This window comes from Glutamicibacter sp. BSL13, assembly GCF_052928425.1.
Genome location: NZ_JAVGCZ010000004.1, coordinates 1 through 19007, shown reverse-complemented (window position 1 = coordinate 19007; position 19007 = coordinate 1). Strand labels below are relative to the sequence as shown.

Here is a 19007-nt window from a genome sequence, read left to right as displayed (position 1 = left end):
GACTAGCCTTCCAGAGCGGCCAGACCCGGCAGGGTCTTGCCCTCAAGGTATTCCAGCGAAGCTCCGCCGCCGGTTGAAATGTGACCGAAGTCGTCTTCATCAAAGCCCAGGGTGCGTACCGCGGCCGCGGAGTCTCCGCCGCCCACCACGCTGAAGGCCTCCGATTCGGCCAGGGCACCGGCCACCCGGCGGGTGCCTTCGGCGAAGGCCGGGATTTCGAAGACGCCCATTGGCCCGTTCCAGAAAATGGTGTTGGCGCTGGTGATGTAGCTGGCGAATAGTTCAGCGGTCTTCGGTCCGATGTCCAGGCCCAGGCCGTTGGCCCCAAAGCTGGCTTGCTCGATCTTGTCGGCGTCCAACACTTCGTGCGCGGCCTGGGCGTCGAACTTCTCCGCCACCACAACGTCGGTCGGGATGATGATGTCGCAGCCAAGCTTCTCGGCGCGGGTCAGGTACTCCTGGCAGGTCGCGACCTGGTCCTCTTCCAACAGGGAGCCGCCGACGGCGTGCCCCTGGGCCTTGAGGAAGGTGAAGGCCATGCCGCCGCCGATCAGCAGTTGGTCGGCCTTGCCCAGCAGGTTGTCGATGACCGCCAGCTTGTCCGAAACCTTCGAGCCGCCCAGCACGACCACGTAGGGGCGCTTCGGGGCTTCGGTGAGGGTCTTGAGCACCTTCACCTCGGTGGCCACCAGGTCTCCCTGGTAGGAGGGAAGCAGTGAAGCGATGTCGTAGACCGAGGCGTGCTTGCGGTGCACTGCACCGAAGGCGTCGTTGACATACGCGCCGTTCTGGCCGGTCAGCTCCGCCAGTTCGCGGGCGAACTGGCCACGCTCGGCGTCGTCCTTGGAGGTCTCGCGCGCATCGAAGCGCACGTTTTCCAACACCAGCACCTGCCCCTCGGCCAGTGCGGCGGCGGACTGCTGGGCGGAGGGGCCCACCACGTCCTCGGCCACGATGACCTCGAAGTCGGACAGTTCATTGAGCCGGTGGGCGGCCGGGGCGATGGAGTACTTGGGGTCCACGGTGCCCTTGGGGCGGCCCAGGTGGGCCATCACGATCACCTTGGCGCCGGCCTCGGTGAGTTTGGTGAGCACGGGCAGGGACGCGCGCACGCGTCCGTCGTCGGTGACAGTGGTACCGTCCAGCGGCACGTTCAGGTCGCTGCGGACCAGAACGTGCCGCCCACGGACACCGTCGGCGAGCAATTCGTCGAGAGTGTGTGCAGACATGTCTCTAGATTATCTGACTAGAGCTGCGATCCCACGAATTGAGTTAGGTCAACGAGTCGGGAGGAGTAGCCCCACTCGTTGTCGTACCAGGCCAGGACCTTCACGCTCTTGCCCATGACGGTGGTCAGCTCGGAGTCGAAGATCGCCGAATGCGGGTTGGTCACGATGTCCGAGGAGACCAACGGATCGGTGGAGTACTGCAGGTACGGGGCCAGGCTGCCTTCGGAGGCGGCCTTCTCGAAGGCTGCGTTGACTTCCTCCACGGTGACCTCGCGCGGCAGGTTCACGGTCAGGTCGGTGGCCGAACCGGTTGGGACCGGCACGCGCATGGCGTAGCCGTGCAGCTTGCCCTTCAGCTCCGGCAGCACCGAACCGATGGCCTTGGCGGCACCGGTGGTGGTGGGGATGATGTTCAGGGCGGCAGCGCGGGCACGACGCGGATCCTTGTGCGGGGCATCCTGCAGGCGCTGGTCGGCGGTGTAGGCGTGGATGGTGGTCATCAGGCCGTCAACGATCCCGAATTCATCGTTGAGCACCTTGGCCATCGGGGCCAGGCAGTTGGTGGTGCACGAGGCGTTCGAGATGATGTGGTGGTTGGCCGGTTCGTACTGGTCGTCGTTTACGCCCATCACGATGGTGATGTCGTTGTTCTTCGCCGGGGCGGAGATGATGACCTTCTTGGCGCCGGCGTCCAGGTGCTTCTGGGCGTCCTTGGCCTTGGTGAAACGTCCGGTGGATTCCACGACGATGTCGACGTTCAGTTCGCCCCAGGGCAGGTTTTCGGGGTTCTTCTCCGAGAGCACCTTGATGCGCTTCTCGCCGACGACGATGACGTCCTCTTCCACGCTGACCTCTACGGGCAGAACACCCAGAACGGAGTCGAACTTCACCAGGTGGGCCAGGGAGTCGATTGAACCAAGGTCGTTGACGGCGACAATCTCAATGTCTGCGTTCTTGGCCAGGGCCGCGCGCAGGTAATTGCGTCCGATTCGTCCGAAACCATTGATTCCAACACGGGTTGTCACGTGACTATCTCCTCTAAATGGGGATGTTGGTGCCACTACCGCGTGCTAACGGAAGCGGCCTTTCGTTGAAGGACACTCCGTTGTGTCGTGTCTTCGGGCCCCGATGGTTCGGGGCCCGAATCACTGATTACATTCTACGCCATCACTGGCGAGATGTGTGAGACAGCTAACTGTCTCTTTCGTTACTTGCCCGGAACGACGAGCGAGGTTGCACCCTGGCGGGCGGCCGCGAAACGAGCCTGAACGTCAGCCCAGTTCACGATGTTCCAGAACGCCTTGACGTAATCGCCCTTGACGTTGACGTAGTCCAGGTAGAAGGCGTGCTCCCACATGTCCAGCATCAGCAGCGGGATGGTCGCGACGGGGACGTTGCCCTGCTGATCGTAGAGCTGCTCGATGACCAGCTGGCCCCCGATCGGCTCGTAGGCCAGCACGGCCCAGCCCGAACCCTGCAGTGAGGTCGCAGCAGCGGTGAACTGGCCGCGGAAGGCGTCGAAAGAGCCGAAGAACTCGTCGATGGCAGCTGCCAGTTCGCCCTCGGGCTTGTCGCCGCCCTCAGGGGAGAGGTTGTTCCAGAAGATCGAGTGGTTGGTGTGGCCACCGAGGTGGAAGGCCAGGTCCTTGGACAGCTTCGGGATGTTGCCGAATTCACCCTTTTCGCGGGCTTCGGCCATCTGCTCCAGAGCGGTGTTGGCCCCGGCCACGTAGGTGGCGTGGTGCTTCGAGTGGTGCAGCTCCATGATGCGAGCCGAGATATGCGGCTCCAGAGCGGCGTAGTCGTACTGCAGTTCAGGCAGCGAATAAACAGCCATGATTCTCCTCAATCTTCTCAATCGGATGAATCTCCGCGAACTGTTGTCCGCGGGGACACTTACTGTTCCAGTGCATCTACTGGAACGCTGGACTCAGTCCCAGGTATTCCCAGTTCGCCCGCCTTTTTGTCGGCCATGGCCAAAAGGCGGCGGATCCGGCCTGCGATGGCGTCCTTCGTCATTGGCGGTTCGGCCATGCGACCAAGCTCGTCCAATGAAGCTTGTTTGTGTTCCAGTCGCAGTAACCCGGCGTAACGCAGGTGCTCGGGCACCTCGTCGCCCAGGATCTGCAGGGCACGTTCCACGCGCGCTCCGGCGGCCACCGCCGCCTGGGCGCTGCGTCGCAGATTGGCGTCGTCGAAGTTGGCCAGCCGGTTCGCGGTGGCCCGCACTTCCTTGCGCATCCTGCGTTCTTCCCACACCATCAGCGCATCATGTGCGCCCATGCGTGTCAACAGCTGGGCAATGGCGTCTCCGTCACGGATGACCACGCGGTCCACCCCGCGCACTTCGCGGGCCTTGGCGGTGATGTCCAGCCGGCGGGCGGCACCGACCAGGGCCAGGGCGGCTTCCGGGCCGGGGCAGGTGATTTCCAGGGCGGAGCTGCGCCCGGGTTCGGTCAGTGAGCCATGGGAGAGGAAGGCGCCGCGCCACACCGCTTCGGCGTCGGCGGTGGACCCGTTGACGATCACCGAGGGCAGCCCGCGCACCGGACGCCCGCGGGCGTCCAGCAGCCCGGTCTGCCGGGCCAGCACCTCACCGTCGCGGGCGACCCGCACGATGTAGCGGCTGCCCTTGCGGATGCCGGAACCGGTGACCATGACGATCTCGGCCTCGTGCCCGTACAGTTCGGAGATCGCGACCTTCAGTCGGCGGGCGGTTGCGGCCAGGTCGACCTCGGCCTCGATGACGATGCGTCCGGAGACAATGTGCAAGCCGCCGCTGAAGCGCAGCATGGTTGAAACCTCGGCCTTGCGGACCGAGGGCTTGCGGATCTCTACCCGTGACAGCTCGTCTTTGACGGAAGCCGTCAATGCCATGAATCAAACTCCCTTACATGGTTCTTCGTACTACGAGCCGATGGCGGTGAACACTTCGTGGTAGGCCGCCGCGAGTCGCAACGGGTCGTGAACAGCACGACCGTCAGATACCCCTACTGTACCGAAAAAGACCCGGGCCCCGAGCTTTTGTGCTGCCAGCTCAAAGCGCTCCCGGTTCCCCACTTTGGATTCTTCGGCGATAATGGCGTCGAACTTCACCTCCGGCGCGTAGCGGGCAATCACCTCCAGGTGCGCGGTGCCATCCATCCCGCCGGTCTCGGCGGTATTCGTGGACAGGTTCATGGTCAGCAGCTTCTTGGCCGTCGTCGAGGCGATCGCCGAACGCATTTCGGGTAGCAGCAGGTGCGGCAGCACCGAGGTGTACCAAGAGCCCGGACCCAGCACCACCCAGTCGGCCAGGTCGATGGCTTCCAGCGCCTCGATGCACGCCGGGGCGCCTTCCGGCTCCAGGTTGACGTTGGTGACTAGGGCGTTGTTCCCGGCGGCGGCCAGATCGGCTTGCCCGTCGATGCGCCCGCGCACCAGGTTTCCGTCCTGCCCGGCCTGCAGCACCTCACCGTGGATGGTCAGCGGCACGGTGCTCATCGGCAGCACCTGTCCGCGCGCGCCGAGCAGCGCCCCGGCCCAGCGCAGCCCGGCCACCGGGTCCTCCAGCAGTTCCCACAGCGCCAGGATCAGCAGGTTGCCCACCGCGTGCCCGTTCAGCGGCTCGGTCTCATTCGTCTTCGCCTCGAAACGGTGCTGCATGACGTCCCGCCACGTGCGCCCCCAGTCGTTATCGTCACATAGTGCGGCCAGCGCCATGCGCAGATCCCCGGGAGGCAGGACCGGGAAGGATTCGCGCAGCCGCCCGGAGCTTCCCCCGTCATCGGCGACGGTGACCACCGCGGTCAGCGACGTGGTCAGTCGGCGCAGTGCCGAGAGCGACGCCGACAGCCCGTGCCCGCCGCCCAGGGCCACGACGGAGGGGTTGTAGGAGTTGTCTCTGCTCAGCCCCTGGATCGGGATGGGCCCGGTTGCAAATGCCACGGTTTACCGCCGCCTATTCCCGGCCCAGGTCACGGTGGGTGACGTTGACGCGCACGTTGGGCAGCTGGGCCAGACGGCGGCCCAGCTCGATGGCGGTGGCTACCGAACGGTGCTTGCCGCCGGTGCAGCCCACGGCAATGGTGGCGTAGTGTTTGTTTTCACGCCGGTAGCCTTCGAAGACCGGTTCCAGGGCCTTGAGGTAGCTGACAATGAACTCCTCGGTGCCCGGGTGCTCCAGCACGTACTCGGCCACCTCGGCGTCCCGCCCGGTTTTCGGGCGCAGCTCGGGCACCCAGTGCGGGTTGGGGATGAAGCGCACGTCCGCAACGTAGTTCGCGTCGGTGGGCAGGCCGTACTTGAACCCGAAGCTCATCACGTTCACGCGCAGGATGATCGGCCCGGAGTCGCTGAACAGTTCGTTGACCGCGCGGGCCAGGTCGTGCACGGACATGTCCGAGGAGTCCAGGACCACCTCGGCGGCCTCGCGCAGCTGCGCGGTGACGTCGCGTTCCCGGCGGATGCCGTCCAGGATGCGCCCGTCGGCCTGCAGCGGGTGGGGGCGGCGGCCCTGCTCGAAGCGGCGGACCAGCACGTCGTCGTGGGCGTCCAGGTAGAACAGCCGGTAGCCCACTCCCCCGGCGGTCAGTGCGGAGAGCGCCTCACGGATTTCGGGGAACAGGTCCTTGGAGCGCACGTCCATGACCACCGCGAGCTTGGGCAGCCCTCCCTGGGAGCGGCTCATCAGTTCGGTGAGCATGCCCAGCATGGCGGGGGGAAGGTTCTCCACCACGTACCAACCGAGGTCCTCCAGGGCGTGGGCGACGGTGGTGCGCCCGGCTCCGGACATGCCGGTGACGATTACCAGTTCTGACTCGGGGGGCTTTACTGTCTCATACTCGACGGTCATACCTCAAGGCTAGTCGAGAATTTCGCCGGTCGTCATGTTGACGGCGCCGGATGACTGACCTTCCAAGGATTCTTTGATCGTTTGCGCCAGCTTTTCACCTACGCCCTTGACCTGTGTTAACTCCTCGATGCTGGCGGCGCGGATCTTCTTCATGGAACCGAAGTGCTTGCGCAGCGCGGCCTGCTTGGCTGCTCCCAGTCCGGGGATCTTGTCCAGCTCGGATTCGATCATCGACTTCGAGCGCTTCTGCCGGTGGAAGGTGATCGCGAAGCGGTGCGCCTCATCGCGCAGGCGCTGGACCAGGTACAGGGCGGCCGAGGCGCGCGGCAGGATCACCGGGAACGGGTCATCGGGCAGCCACAGCTCTTCCAGGCGCTTGGCCAATCCCACCACCGGAATGTCATCGATCCCCAAATCGTCCAGGGCCCGCTGCGCGGCGGCCACCTGCGGCGGGCCGCCGTCAACGATCACCAGTGAGGGCGGGTAGGCGAACTTGCGGGTTTCCGGCTCGCTGCCGTCGATCACCCCGCTGGTGAACTTCTTGGCGTCCACCTTGTCCTTCAGGTACCGGCTGAAGCGGCGGTGGATGACGTCGTACATGCTGGCGGTGTCATCGCGGGCCGCTTCCCCGGTGATGGCGAACTTGCGGTATTCGCTCTTCTTCGGCAGCCCGTCCTCGAACACCACCATGGAGGCGACCACGTTGGTGCCCTGCGTGTGGGAGGCGTCGTAGCATTCGATGCGCAGCAGCGCATCCTCGGTGCCCAGCGCCTCCTGCAGTTCCTGCAGCGCCGCCGAACGGGTGGAGATATCCCCGGCCCGCTTGGACTTGTGCAGCCGCAGCGCCTGTTCGGCGTTGTCCACCACGGTCTTGGCCAGCGCCGCCTTGTCCCCGCGGCGCGCCACGCGCAGCGAGACCCGCGACCCGCGCAGTTCGCTGAGCCAGGTGGTCAGGTCGTTGATGTCCTCGGGCAGTTCGGGAACCAGGATTTCGCGCGGGATCCGGTCCGGGTGGTCCGCGTACACCTGGGTAAGCAGGTGCTCAACGAATTCGGCCATCGTGGTGTCGGTGACCTTCTCCACCACCCAGCCGCGCTGGGAGCGGATGCGCCCGTCGCGCACGTGGAAGACCTGCACGGCGGCTTCCAGCTCATCCTCGTGCACCCCGAAGATGTCGGCCTCGGTGTTTTCGGCCAGCACCACCGCGTTGCGTTCAAACACCCGCTTCAGCGCGGCAATGTCGTCACGGTAGCGGGCGGCCTGCTCGTACTCCAGCTCGGCGACGGCCTCGTTCATCTTCGTTTCCAGCTGGCGGACGAACTTGGTCGCCTCCCCGCCCATGAACGTGCACAGGTCATCGGCCAGCTGGCGGTGGTCCTCCACGCTGATCCGCCCGACGCAGGGGGCGGCGCACTTGTCGATGTACCCCAGCAGGCAGGGGCGCCCGGAGGCCTGGGCGCGGTTGAAGACCCCGGGTGAGCAGCTGCGTACCGGGAAGACGCGCAGCAGGGTGTCCAGGGTTTCGCGGATGGCCTTGGCCGGGTAGAACGGGCCGAAGTACTTCACGCCCTTGCGCTTGTCCCCGCGCATCACCAGGGCGCGCGGGAACTTCTCGTTCATCGTCACCGCCAGGTAGGGGTAGGACTTGTCGTCCCGGAAAACGATGTTGAAGCGCGGGTTGTACTCCTTGATCCAGGTGTACTCCAGCTGCAGCGCCTCCAGTTCGGAGGCCACCACGGTCCATTCCACGCTGGCGGCGGTGAACACCATCGCATGGGTTTTCGGGGTCAGCCGGGCCGGGTTGACGAAGTAGGAGGCCAACCGGTTGCGCAGCACCCGGGCCTTGCCCACATAGATGACCCGCCCGTGTTCGTCGCGGAAGCGGTACACCCCTGGGCGGGTGGGGATGTCCGAGGACTTGGGGCGGTAACTGGCCGGATCTGCCATGGCTACTTCGCGTCCGGGGGCAGCTGGTTGTAGGACTCCACCCGCTCCTGGCCGCTCAGTTCGGCGATCGCGTCCACGATCCGGTCGGTGGCCCGGCGCCGTTCGGGCAGCGGGTGCTTGCGCCCCATCTGCTCGAAGTACAGCGGTTCACCATAGTGGATGGAGAACTTGGTGGGGCGGATGCCCTTCTTGTCGGCCGGCTGCAGCTTTTCGGTGCCGATCAGCCCGACCGGGACCACCGGCGCACCGGTGGTCAACGCCAGCCAGCCCACCCCGGTGCGCCCGCGGTAGAGCCGGCCGTCCCGCGACCGGGTGCCCTCCGGGTAGATGCCGATGCCGCTGCCGGAGTCCAGCACGTCGATCAGCGAATCCAGCGCGGCCACGCTGGCGGCCTGCTCCCCGCGCTGCACCGGGATGGAGCCGACCGATTCGAAGAAGTTCTTCATCAGCTTGCCCTTCACCCCGGGGGTGGTGAAGTACTCGGCCTTGGCGAAGAACGCGACGTCACGGGGGGTCAGGGCCTGGATGATGATCGAGTCGAGGAAGGAGAGGTGGTTGGAGGCCACAATGAACGAACCCTCGGTGGGCACGTTGGACAGCCCGGTGATCTCGGGGCGGCACAGAGTGTGCAACGCCGCCCGGATCGATGAACGGGTCATCGTGTACAAGCTCATGGCCTGGTGCCTTCCTGTTCCAGTTCCTCATCGGCGGTGGCCGCCGGCTCCGCCCCGTTGGCCGCCGGCAGCAGCAGCGCCGCCAGCTGCTCGACGCTTTCCACGACGTGGTCGGCGGCCTCAAGTTCGGCGCCCTGGGCGAAGCCCCACCGCACGCCGATGCTGCGCACCGCGTTGTCGCGGGCTGCATCCAAGTCATAATGGCGGTCCCCGACCACGACGCTGCCGGCCGGGTCCAGGTCCGCCTCACGCAGCGCGGCGGCCACGATGTGTGCCTTGCTGGAACCGTGGTTCCCGCCCTCGCCGAGGTTCCCGTGCACGGCATCGAGCAGGGGGCTCAGTTCCTGGACGTCCAGCAGCTGCCGGGCGATCGGCTCGGGTTTGGCGGTGGTGACCGCCACGTGGATCCGCGCTTCGCGCAGCCGGTGCAGCAGCTCGCGGATTCCGGGGTAGACGCGGGATTCGGCCATGCCCGATTCGGCGTAGCGCTGCCGGTAGCTGGCGATCACCGCGTCAATGTTGTGCTCCCCGACCCCGTCCAGGGTGCGCAGCCCAATCTGCAGCGGCGGGCCGACCAGCGCGGCGACCCGCGCCTCCCCCGGATCCGGCAGGCCGTGGCTCACCAGCGCAAGGCGGATGCCAGAGGTTATGGCTCCGGCCGGGTCCACCAGGGTCCCGTCCAGATCGAAAAGAACACTTGAAACCGACAACATCACCTAGTCATTCTCGCATGCCCGCGCCCCGGCCCCCGCCATCCATGCCCGCGGGGGCATACGCGGGGGCGCAGGCGGGCCGGGCGCCGGCTACGGAAGGATCTCGGCCAGGAAGCGTCCGGTGTGCGATTCGGGCACCTTTGCCACCGCCTCGGGGGTGCCGGTGGCCATCAGCTGCCCGCCCCCGGAACCGCCCTCCGGGCCCAGGTCGATGACCCAGTCGGTGGACTTGATGACATCCAGGTTGTGCTCGATGGTCAGCACCGTGTTGCCCTTGTCGACCAGGCCCTGCAGCACCTTCAGCAGCTTGCGGATGTCCTCGAAGTGCAGCCCGGTGGTCGGCTCGTCCAGCACGTAGATGGACCGGCCGTTGGAGCGCTTCTGCAGTTCCGCGGCCAGCTTCACGCGCTGGGCCTCACCGCCGGAAAGGGTGGTGGCCGGCTGGCCCAGACGCACATAGCCCAGCCCGACGTCCACCAGGGTGTTCAGGTGCCGGGCGATCGGGGTGAAGGCGCTGAAGAACTCGGCGGCCTCGCTGATTGGCATGTCCAGCACGTCGGCGATGTTCTTGCCCTTGTAGAGCACCTGCAGGGTTTCGCGGTTGTAGCGCGCCCCATGGCAGACCTCGCACGGCACGTACACGTCGGGCAGGAAGTTCATCTCGATCTTCAAGGTGCCGTCACCCGAGCAGGCCTCGCAGCGTCCGCCCTTGACGTTGAAGGAGAAGCGCCCGGGCATGTAGCCGCGCAGCTTGGCCTCATTGGTTTCGGCGAACAGCTTGCGGATGTGGTCGAACACCCCGGTGTAGGTGGCCGGGTTTGAGCGCGGGGTGCGCCCGATCGGCGACTGATCCACGTGCACCACCTTGTCCAGGTGTTCCAGGCCCTGCACCCGGGTGTGCCGGCCGGGCACCTGCTTGGCGCCGTTGAGCTTGTTCGCCAGCACCTTGTACAGGATGTCGTTGACCAGGGTCGACTTGCCCGAGCCGGACACGCCGGTGACGGCGGTGAACACGCCCAGCGGGAAGTCCACGGTCAGGTCCTGCAGGTTGTTCTCCTTGGCGCCGACGACCTTCAGCATCCGCTTCTTGTCGACCTTGCGGCGGTTTTCGGGCACCTCGATCCTGCGCCGCCCGGCCAGGTAGTCGCCGGTCAGCGACAGCTCGTTGCGCTTCAGCTCCTCCAGGGACCCGGAGTGCACCACGGTGCCGCCGTGCTCCCCGGCGCCCGGGCCGATGTCCACGATCCAGTCGGCCTCGGCAATGGTGTCCTCGTCGTGCTCGACCACGATCAGCGTGTTGCCCAGGGAGCGCAGCCGGATCAGGGTCTCAATCAGCCGGCGGTTGTCGCGCTGGTGCAGCCCGATCGACGGTTCGTCCAGCACGTAGAGCACCCCGACCAGCCCGGAGCCGATCTGGGTGGCCAGGCGGATGCGCTGGGCCTCGCCGCCGGAGAGCGTGCCGGCGGCCCGCTCCAGGGTCAGGTACTCCAGGCCCACGTCCAGCAGGAAGCGCATGCGCGCCCCGATCTCCTTGAGCACCTGCGCGGCGATCTGCGCCTCGCGTTCGCTCATCTGGACAGTTTCCATGAACTGGGCGGCGCTGCGCAGGTCCATGGCACACACCTCGGCGATGGACTTGCCGCCCACCAGCACCGAGAGCGAGGCCGGGTTCAGCCGCGCTCCGTTGCAGGTCGGGCACGGGATCTGGCGCATGTACTGCTCGTAGCGGTCCCGGGCGTGGTCGGACTCGGTTTCCTGGTGCTTGCGGTGCACGTAGGCGATGACGCCCTCAAAACCGGTGGTGTACTTGCGTTCGCGCCCGAACCGGTTGCGGTACTGCACCACGACCTTGTGGTCCTTGCCGTTGAGGATCGCGTTGCGGGCCTTGGCCGGCAGGTCCTTCCAGCGGGTGTCCATCGAAAAGCCCAGGTCCTTGCCCAGGCCCTCGATCAGCCGGTTCCAGTATTCGGTGGTGGCCTTGCCCAGCGACCAGGGGGCGATCGCCCCGTCGGCCAGCTTCACCTCGTCATCGGGCACGATCAGCGCCTCGTCGACCTCCAGCTTGGTGCCGATGCCGCTGCAAGCCGCGCAGGCGCCGAACGGGTTGTTGAAGGAGAAGGTGCGCGGTTCGATCTCGTCGATCGCCAGCGGGTGCTCATTCGGGCAGGCCAGGTTCTCGGAAAACGCGCGCACCCGCTGCGGGTCATCGGCGTCCAGGTCCACGAAGTCCACCAGCACGCGCCCGTCGGCCAGGCCCAGCGCGGTCTCAATGGAATCGGTCAGCCGCTGGCGCACGGTGTCGTTGATCGCCAGGCGGTCCACGACCACCTCGATGGTGTGCTTGTACTGCTTGGCCAGCTTCGGCGGGTCGGTCAGCTGGATGGTTTCCCCGTCGACGCGGGCGCGGGCGTAGCCCTTGGCGGACAGCTCGGAGAACAGGTCCACGAACTCGCCCTTGCGGGCGCGCACCACCGGGGCGAGCACCTGGAAGCGGGTGCGTTCGGGCAGTTCCAGCAGCTGGTCCACGATCTGCTGCGGGGTCTGCTTGGAGATCGGCTCACCGCAGACCGGGCAGTGCGGGTGGCCGACGCGCGCCCAGAGCAGGCGCATGTAGTCGTACACCTCGGTGATGGTGCCCACGGTGGAGCGCGGGTTGCGGCTGGTGGACTTCTGGTCGATCGACACCGCCGGGGACAGGCCCTCGATGAAGTCCACATCCGGCTTGTCCACCTGGCCCAGGAACATGCGGGCGTAGGCGGAGAGGGACTCAACGTAGCGGCGCTGGCCCTCGGCGAAGATGGTGTCAAAGGCCAGGGAGGACTTGCCGGACCCGGAAAGCCCGGTGAACACGATCATTGCATCGCGCGGCAGGTCAAGGTCCACATTCTTCAGGTTGTGCTCACGGGCACCCTTGACCACCAGGTGCGACAAATCAAGTGAAGTAGTCTCTGCAGTAATAGCCACCAGCCCATACTAATCGAAAACTGGTTCGAATAAGAGTGCCGTTGGGCACATCTTCCGGTGACGTGTCCCGCTCCCGGCGAGCGCCGCCGGCAGGCGCTACCGCTGCGTTTGCCGGGGCACGTCGGGCGCGCCCGGAGCCGGTTCGGCCGGCGGCATCCGGTAGGCGGTCATCCCCTGGGGCCCGGCCAGCACCACCACCTGCTGCTGGTCGTGCCCGGTGCGCACGAACTCGGCGTAGCGCGGCGGCACCGTGCCGGGTTTGAGGGTGTCGCGGTCGCAGGGGTTGATCGCGTCCTCGCCGTTGAGGTAGCGCGGCTCCCGGTCCCCGGGGATCGGCAATTCCAGCGTTTCACGCGCCGTCGTGCACAGCACGCTCTGGCCCAGCACCTGCCCCAGTTCGCGCACGTTTCCGGTGGCGATCTCAATGGCGCGCCACCCCTGGGGCAGCGGCAGGATGGCGTGTTCGGTGTCGGACAGGATCCGTGCCCGCGGTTTGATCAGCTCCCGGGTGCGCTTCAGCTCCGGCAGTCCGTGGCTCCACCGTTCGGCGCCGGTGCGGGCGTCCAGGGCGGTGACCCGCCATTTCAGGCCGGTGAGCACGCTTTGGCGGGTGTCGCTGTCCGATTCGAGGATGGAGGACATGCCGCTGTCGATGGTGCACAGCACCACGGTGCGCCGTGCGTCGGTGACCCAGTCGGTGAAGATCCCCTGGCAGTAGGCTTCCGCCCCGGGCTGGCGCCACAGCACCGTGCCGCTGGCCGCGTCCACCCCGATGCTCATGTAGTCGCTGGCCAGATCGAGCAGGTAGGTGCCGCTACTGGCCTGGTTGTGGGCGCGCGAACCGCTGCCGACCAGCGTGTCGGACGGTTCGCTGGCCAGGGTCCAGGTCCATCCGGAGTCGGAGGAGTACTCGGTGGCGAACGCCTTCTCGTAGGGCTGCTTCCAGAGGATTTTGCCGTTCCGGGCGTAGGCGAGCTGTTCCTTGTTTGGCCCGCGCTGCCCGGTGGCCGACAGCCCGTGCCCCAGCAGGCGGGAGTCCTCATCCGGCAGGGGCACCGGCAGTTGGGCGGGTGGCACCGCTGTCCAGCTGCCGCCGCTCGCGTCGAAGCGGTATTGCCTCGCCCCGCGCCGGTTGACGGGGTCGTTGGTGCCCTCGGTGCACCAGTTGGTGGCGCAGGGCTGGGGCCTGCTCCCCCAGTAGTGTTCGCCCCACGCCGGTGCCAGCTGCCGGCCGGTGTCGGTGTTCAGCACCACCAGTCGGGCGCCCTGCTGCCCGTCGGGGATCTGCACGGCCACCGTGTCCTGCCCGCCGATGCTCACGCTGTCCAATCCCACCGGCACCCCGGAGGGGTCATTGCCCGGGTAGGCCCGGCGCTGCCAGGCCAGTTTGCCGCTGTGCAGCTCCAGTGCGGTGAGGTACAGCTTGTTCTTTTCATGGGTGTACGCCAGCACCCGTTGGCCGACCACGAGGCTCTGGCTGAGCAGCGCATCCTGGCTGTCCCACAGTTTGGTGGCCGGTTTCGCCAGGCGCTCGGCCTGCGCCGCCGCCTGGCGCTCCCGGTCGGGCTGCCCGCCGTCCTGCCCGGCCACGCAGCCGGTGAAGGCCAGCGTGCCGGCCAGTGCGGCGGCCAAAAACAGCGGGGCCCGTGTGCCCCGGTGCGGGGGTGCGGCGGCAGCTTCGGGCGGGGCGGCGGTGGCGGCTGGACTGCGGTGCATGATGGCCCTCCTGGTTCACCGGCGGGGCCGGTGCTGATCGGTGGGCTCATCCTATGGCAGGGAAAAAATCTGTGCGGAGGATATCCACAGCCGGGGCCTGCCGCCGGTCCGCCGGGGGTGGGAGGTGGGGCCGCAAGCCGGTGCGGCGGCCGGCCGGGGACCCTAGCGCGGCAGCGAGCTGAAGGCGGCGCGCAGGTACTGTATCGCCTTGTCCTCGGTGACGTTCCACAGCTGGCAGGCCCGGGCCAGGTCGGCGGCGGCGTCGGTGACCTCCTGCACGCCGCGTTCGGCGCTGGCCTGCACGATGGTGCCGTGCCGTCCCCGGGTGACCACCGCGCCCTGGGCCTCGAGCTCCTTGTACACCTTGGCGACCGTGTTCGTGGCCAGGGACAGCTGCTCGGCCAGGGCCCGCACGGAGGGCAGCTTGGTTCCCGGGGCGAGCTTGCCCCCGGCGATCGCCGCCAGGATCTGTTCGCGCACCTGCTGGTAGGGGGCGGTGGGATCCTGCGCGTCGATCGTGATGAACCCGAGGCTGTCCATGGCTGCTGTCACTTCCATTTCATCGAAAAGCTAAATCGTTGTTCCCTTGAGCCTATCGCCTTGCCCCGGGTGCCGGACGTAGGGTGGGGGCATGAATACCTTGGATCTTGACGACGTGATCATTCGCCAGATAAGCGTTTCCGACATGGACAACAACGTCTACCTGCTCACCGAGAAGGCCAGCGGCAAGCAGCTGCTGGTGGACGCGGCCGATGACTGGTCGGCGATCTCGGCGATGATCGAGCAGGCCGCCGGGGACAGGCCCGAACCGGAGCTGGTGGGCATCGCCACCACCCACCAGCATTGGGACCATGTGCGGGCGCTGTCCCAGGCGCATCAGGCGCACCCGGTGCCGACCTACGCCGGGGCCGAGGATGCGGCGCAGATCGAGCAGCATAGCGGGGTGGCGACCAGCAACCCGGTCAAGCACGGGGACCGGCTGCCGCTGGGGGACGTGGTGATCGACTGCGTGCACCTGCGCGGGCACACCCCCGGTTCGATCGCCTACGTGGTGCGGGATTCCTCGGGCAGGATCGCGATCCTCAGCGGGGATTCGCTCTTCCCCGGCGGAGTAGGCAACACCGGGGAAGATCCCCAGCGTTTCATGCAGCTGTTCGGCGATGTCAGTGAGCGGCTCTTTGGCGCCTACCCGGATGAGGCGGTGGTGCTGCCCGGGCATGGGGATTCCACCACCCTGGGCCAGGAGCGCCCGCACCTGGAGGAATGGCAGGAACGCGGCTGGTAGCCGGCCCGGGACCGGCTAGCTTCCCGGCCGCCCGAGCTTCTGCCCGACCATGAAGATCCGGCGGAACGGGAAGTTGGTCAGCTGCTGCCCGCCGGCGACCTCGATGCGCCGGTAGTGCCCGCCGACCGCCTGGCGGTAGTCGTCTTCGAAGCGCCGGTAGTCCTCCGGGTCCAGGGCGGCCTTCACCGGCAGCAGGGCGGTGCCGCGCACCCAGTCCAGGATCGGGTCGCTGCCGGTGAGCAGCTGCTGGTAGCTGGTCTCCCACACGTCGGCGGTGAACCCTTCCTCGATCAGCAGCCGCTGGTAGTCCGCCGGCGCGGCGACCGCGTCGGCGTGGCGCAGCACCCCGGCCAGCTTGGCCGACCAGTCGGGGCGTTCGGCGACCTGGCGCATCACCGTGTGGGAGGGCGAGTCGAAGTTGCCCGGCACCTGGATGGCGATGGCCGCCTCGCTTTCCAGCTGCCGCAGCCAGCCCCGCAGCAGCTGCAGGTGCCCGGGGATCCACTGCAGCATGGCGTTGGAGAACAGCAGGTCGATCGTGTCATCGGCCTGCCACGAGGTGGCGTCGGCCAGCTCAAAGCGCAGGTTCGGCGGGTTGTCTCCGGCGTGGGCGGTGTCAATCATCTGCCGGGAAGAGTCCAGGCCCAGCACCAGCGCCTCGGGCCAGCGTTCGGCCAGCAGCCTGGTCATGTTCCCCGGCCCGCAGCCCAGGTCCACGATTTTCTTTGGCGCCAGGTGCTCCACCCGCGCCATCAAATCCAGGTAGGGCCGCCCCCGGTAGTCGGCGAATTCGGTGTATGTGCTCGGCTCCCACTTCATAACCCAAGTTTATTGCCGCACACTGCGCCACGACTAGGGTCTGTTAACAGTTCGCAACCGTTAGGCTGGAAGCATCATGATGCTCACTGACTTGCTGCCGGCAGACCCGAACAACGTCTCCGACGAGGAAATCTACGAGGCCTTCGGCCGCTGGGTTTCCGACCGCGGAATCACCCTCTACCCCGCCCAGGATGAGGCGTCCCTGAACCTGGTGGCGGGGAACAACGTCATCCTGGCCACCCCGACCGGTTCGGGCAAGTCGCTGGTGGCGGTCGCCGCCCACTTCTACGCCATGTGCCGCGACCAGGTCAGCTTCTACACCGCGCCGATCAAAGCGCTGGTTTCGGAGAAGTTCTTCGATCTGTGCAAGATCTTCGGCGCCGAGAACGTCGGGATGCTCACCGGGGATTCGGCGGTGAACGCCGATGCGCCGATCATCTGCTGCACCGCCGAGATCCTGGCCAACATTGCGCTGCGTGAGGGTTCGCGCGCCGATGTGGGCGTGGTGGTGATGGACGAATTCCACTTCTACGCCGACCCGCAGCGCGGCTGGGCCTGGCAGGTGCCGCTGATCGAGCTGCCCCAGTCCCAGTTCCTGCTGATGAGCGCCACCCTGGGCGATGTGACCCGCTTCGAACGTGAACTGAGCGAACGCACCGGGCGGGAGACCACCACCATCGCGCACACCGAACGCCCGATCCCGCTGCACTTCTACTACTCCATGGACCCGGTGCAGGAGGCGGTCGACGAGTTGATCAAGACCCGCCAGGTGCCGATCTACATTGTGCACTTCTCCCAGCTGGACGCGATCGACCGCGCCACCGGGCTGATGAGCATCAACGTCGCCACCCGCGAGGAGAAGGAGAAGATCGCGCAGCTGATCGGCGGGTTCCGCTTCGCCGCCGGGTTCGGCAAGACCCTGAACCGCCTGGTGCGCCACGGCATCGGGGTGCACCACGCCGGGATGCTGCCCAAGTACCGCCGCCTGGTCGAGCAGCTGGCGCAGGCCGGGCTGCTGAAGGTCATCTGCGGCACCGACACCCTGGGGGTGGGCATCAACGTGCCGATCCGCACCGTGGTGATCACCGCGCTGTCCAAGTTCGACGGGACCCGCACCCGGCTGCTGAACGCCCGCGAATTCCACCAGATCGCCGGGCGGGCCGGGCGCGCCGGGTTCGACACCGCCGGCACCGTGCTGGTCCAGGCCCCCGAGCACGCGATCGAGAACGCCAGGGCGATGGCCAAGGCGGTGAAGAAGCACGGCGAGGGTTCCTCCAAGCTGCGCCAGATCCCGAAGAAGAAGCCGCCGCAGGGCTTTGTCAGCTGGGGTGAGAAGACGTTCGAGAAGATCGTGCACGCCGCCCCGGAAACCCTGCGCTCCTCCTTCCAGGTGTCGCACTCGATGATCCTGAACCTGCTCGAGCGCGAGGACAACGCGTTCGAGGCCGCGCACCGGCTGCTGAGCGAAAACCATGAGCCGCCGGCCGCCCAGCGCCGGCTGAAGCTGCGCGCCCTGGGGATCCTGCGCGAACTGCTGGCCACCGGGGTGGTGGTGCGCAACGCGGAACCGGACCAGTACGGCAACCACTATGCGCTGACCGTGCACCTGCAGCAGAACTTTGCGCTGAACCAGCCGCTCTCCCCGTTCGCCCTGGCCGCCCTGGAACTGTTCGACCCGGAGTCGGCCAGCTACGCGCTGGACGTGGTCTCGGTGATCGAGGCGACCCTGGAAAAGCCGCGCCAGGTGCTCTCCGCCCAGGAGAAGAAGGCCCGCGGGGAGGCGGTCGCCCAGATGAAGGCCGACGGGATCGAATACGACCAGCGGATGAACATCCTGGACACCATCAGCTACCCGCAGCCGCTGGCCGAGCAGCTGGAGTCCGCGTTCGAACAGTACCGTGCCGGCGCCCCGTGGCTGGCCGACTTCGAGCTCGCCCCGAAGTCGGTGGTGCGCGACATGTACGAACGCGCCATGGGCTTCTCCGACTTCGTGCAGTACTACCAGCTGGCCCGCTCCGAGGGCGTGCTGCTGCGCTACCTGACCGATGCGTACAAGGCGCTGCGCCAGAGCGTTCCGCAGGATGCGCTGCGTGAGGACCTGGTGGACCTGATCGAGTGGCTGGGCGAGATGATCCGCCAGATCGACTCCTCGCTGCTCGATGAGTGGGAGGAGCTCTCGCGCGGTGAGCTGGTTGAGGAGACCGAGATCGCCCCGCCGGCCCCGGAGAACCTGACCAGCAACATGCGCGCGTTCCGGGTCATGGTGCGCAACGAGATGTTCCGCAGGGTCAAGCTGTTCGCCGACGAGCAGGAGGCGGCGCTGGGCGAGCTGGACGGGCACAACGGGTTCGACGCCGACGCCTGGGCCGAGGTAATGGACCAGTACTTCGAGGAGCACGAGGACATCGACGACGGACCCGGCGCCCGCAGCCCGAAACTGTTCCTGGTCACCGAGAAACCCAACCGCATCTGGCAGGTGCGCCAGATCTTCGCCGACCCGCAGCAGAACCACGACTGGGGCATCAACGCCACCATCTCGCTGGACGAGTCCGACGAGGCCGGTCACCCGGTGGTCACGGTGACCTCGGTGGGGCGCCTGGACTAGCGCGGCCCGGGCCCGGGCACGCCCAGGATCCGCAGTTCCTCCGCCCGGCTCAACCCGGTCGGTGCGGCGGTCTCCGCCCCGGCTTCCAGTACCGACCGGGCACTATCCGCCACCGGGCGCACCCGCAGCCCGGCCCGCCGGGCCGGGGCGTGGTCCCGGTCCATCAGCGCGGTCAGCTGCGCGGGCAGCCACAGCGGCAGCGACCGGCGCCCGGACCACGG

Annotated in this window: 15 protein-coding genes and 1 pseudogene; 2 read left to right on the top strand and 14 right to left on the bottom strand. The window is 67.1% G+C overall.

The genetic code is table 11. The features are described 5' to 3' along the window. Positions 1-2: 2 nt before the first annotated feature. From RCJ92_RS01185 to RCJ92_RS01130, 12 genes are all read right to left on the bottom strand, one after another. Complete coding sequence (locus RCJ92_RS01185) at positions 3-1229, bottom strand: phosphoglycerate kinase (protein ID WP_446753526.1); 1227 nt, start codon at positions 1227-1229, stop codon at positions 3-5. Between the two features lie 17 nt (positions 1230-1246). Beyond that, a complete protein-coding gene (gene gap / locus RCJ92_RS01180; protein WP_446753525.1) occupies positions 1247-2254 on the bottom strand; it encodes a type I glyceraldehyde-3-phosphate dehydrogenase in 1008 nt (335 codons plus the stop codon). A 182-nt stretch (positions 2255-2436) separates the two neighbouring features. Further along, positions 2437-3066, bottom strand: coding sequence for a superoxide dismutase (locus tag RCJ92_RS01175; RefSeq protein ID WP_138926364.1), 630 nt, complete (start codon positions 3064-3066; stop codon positions 2437-2439). A 59-nt stretch (positions 3067-3125) separates the two neighbouring features. After that, positions 3126-4106, bottom strand: a complete 981-nt coding sequence (whiA, locus tag RCJ92_RS01170) for a DNA-binding protein WhiA (protein WP_138177811.1) — start codon at positions 4104-4106, stop codon at positions 3126-3128. Between the two features lie 30 nt (positions 4107-4136). Then, complete coding sequence (locus RCJ92_RS01165) at positions 4137-5156, bottom strand: gluconeogenesis factor YvcK family protein (protein WP_138177813.1); 1020 nt, start codon at positions 5154-5156, stop codon at positions 4137-4139. A gap of 13 nt (positions 5157-5169) precedes the next feature. After that, positions 5170-6063, bottom strand: coding sequence for an RNase adapter RapZ (gene rapZ / locus RCJ92_RS01160; RefSeq protein ID WP_138177815.1), 894 nt, complete (start codon positions 6061-6063; stop codon positions 5170-5172). A gap of 9 nt (positions 6064-6072) precedes the next feature. Continuing rightward, the gene (uvrC, locus tag RCJ92_RS01155; RefSeq protein WP_446753524.1) at positions 6073-8010 is read right to left on the bottom strand and encodes an excinuclease ABC subunit UvrC; all 1938 of its coding nucleotides are present in this window, start codon (positions 8008-8010) and stop codon (positions 6073-6075) included. A 2-nt stretch (positions 8011-8012) separates the two neighbouring features. After that, positions 8013-8684, bottom strand: a complete 672-nt coding sequence (locus RCJ92_RS01150) for a lysophospholipid acyltransferase family protein (protein ID WP_138177819.1) — start codon at positions 8682-8684, stop codon at positions 8013-8015. Then, the gene (locus RCJ92_RS01145) at positions 8681-9397 is read right to left on the bottom strand and encodes an HAD hydrolase-like protein (RefSeq protein ID WP_446753552.1); all 717 of its coding nucleotides are present in this window, start codon (positions 9395-9397) and stop codon (positions 8681-8683) included. Before RCJ92_RS01145 ends, RCJ92_RS01150 begins: the two co-directional genes overlap by 4 nt. Positions 9398-9487: 90 nt before the next feature. After that, positions 9488-12361, bottom strand: a complete 2874-nt coding sequence (uvrA, locus tag RCJ92_RS01140; protein WP_249354571.1) for an excinuclease ABC subunit UvrA — start codon at positions 12359-12361, stop codon at positions 9488-9490. 96 nt (positions 12362-12457) lie between these two features. Then, positions 12458-14077: an outer membrane protein assembly factor BamB family protein gene (locus RCJ92_RS01135; RefSeq protein WP_446753523.1), complete on the bottom strand. Its 1620-nt coding sequence runs from the start codon at positions 14075-14077 to the stop codon at positions 12458-12460. 162 nt (positions 14078-14239) lie between these two features. Continuing rightward, positions 14240-14635, bottom strand: a complete 396-nt coding sequence (locus RCJ92_RS01130) for a GntR family transcriptional regulator (RefSeq protein WP_246049495.1) — start codon at positions 14633-14635, stop codon at positions 14240-14242. Between the two features lie 73 nt (positions 14636-14708). On the opposite strand from RCJ92_RS01130, the gene RCJ92_RS01125 reads away from it, so the two are divergent. Next, the gene (locus tag RCJ92_RS01125; protein ID WP_446753522.1) at positions 14709-15362 is read left to right on the top strand and encodes an MBL fold metallo-hydrolase; all 654 of its coding nucleotides are present in this window, start codon (positions 14709-14711) and stop codon (positions 15360-15362) included. 15 nt (positions 15363-15377) lie between these two features. Here RCJ92_RS01125 and RCJ92_RS01120 read toward each other — a convergent pair whose 3' ends face one another. After that, entirely contained in the window at positions 15378-16181 is an 804-nt protein-coding gene (locus RCJ92_RS01120; RefSeq protein WP_446753521.1) for a methyltransferase domain-containing protein, read from the bottom strand. A gap of 76 nt (positions 16182-16257) precedes the next feature. Here RCJ92_RS01120 and RCJ92_RS01115 point away from each other — a divergent pair, with 76 nt between their 5' ends. Further along, the gene (locus RCJ92_RS01115) at positions 16258-18786 is read left to right on the top strand and encodes a DEAD/DEAH box helicase (protein WP_446753520.1); all 2529 of its coding nucleotides are present in this window, start codon (positions 16258-16260) and stop codon (positions 18784-18786) included. On the opposite strand, the pseudogene RCJ92_RS01110 reads toward RCJ92_RS01115, so the two are convergent. After that, positions 18783-19007, bottom strand: a pseudogene (locus tag RCJ92_RS01110) (NAD-dependent epimerase/dehydratase family protein); the annotation flags it as partial. The gene RCJ92_RS01115 and the pseudogene RCJ92_RS01110 sit on opposite strands and share 4 nt — an antisense overlap.

Bases quoted from the DNA above. Each gene is read 5' to 3' on its own strand.
- RCJ92_RS01185 (WP_446753526.1), bottom strand. From the start codon at position 1,229: ATGTCTGCACACACTCTCGACGAATTGCTCGCCGACGGTGTCCGTGGG.
- RCJ92_RS01175 (WP_138926364.1), bottom strand. From the start codon at position 3,066: ATGGCTGTTTATTCGCTGCCTGAACTGCAGTACGACTACGCCGCTCTG.
- whiA (WP_138177811.1), bottom strand. From the start codon at position 4,106: ATGGCATTGACGGCTTCCGTCAAAGACGAGCTGTCACGGGTAGAGATC.
- rapZ (WP_138177815.1), bottom strand. From the start codon at position 6,063: ATGACCGTCGAGTATGAGACAGTAAAGCCCCCCGAGTCAGAACTGGTA.
- uvrC (WP_446753524.1), bottom strand. From the start codon at position 8,010: ATGGCAGATCCGGCCAGTTACCGCCCCAAGTCCTCGGACATCCCCACC.
- RCJ92_RS01150 (WP_138177819.1), bottom strand. From the start codon at position 8,684: ATGAGCTTGTACACGATGACCCGTTCATCGATCCGGGCGGCGTTGCAC.
- RCJ92_RS01145 (WP_446753552.1), bottom strand. From the start codon at position 9,397: ATGTTGTCGGTTTCAAGTGTTCTTTTCGATCTGGACGGGACCCTGGTG.
- RCJ92_RS01135 (WP_446753523.1), bottom strand. From the start codon at position 14,077: ATGCACCGCAGTCCAGCCGCCACCGCCGCCCCGCCCGAAGCTGCCGCC.
- RCJ92_RS01130 (WP_246049495.1), bottom strand. From the start codon at position 14,635: ATGGAAGTGACAGCAGCCATGGACAGCCTCGGGTTCATCACGATCGAC.
- RCJ92_RS01125 (WP_446753522.1), top strand. From the start codon at position 14,709: ATGAATACCTTGGATCTTGACGACGTGATCATTCGCCAGATAAGCGTT.
- RCJ92_RS01120 (WP_446753521.1), bottom strand. From the start codon at position 16,181: ATGAAGTGGGAGCCGAGCACATACACCGAATTCGCCGACTACCGGGGG.
- RCJ92_RS01115 (WP_446753520.1), top strand. From the start codon at position 16,258: ATGATGCTCACTGACTTGCTGCCGGCAGACCCGAACAACGTCTCCGAC.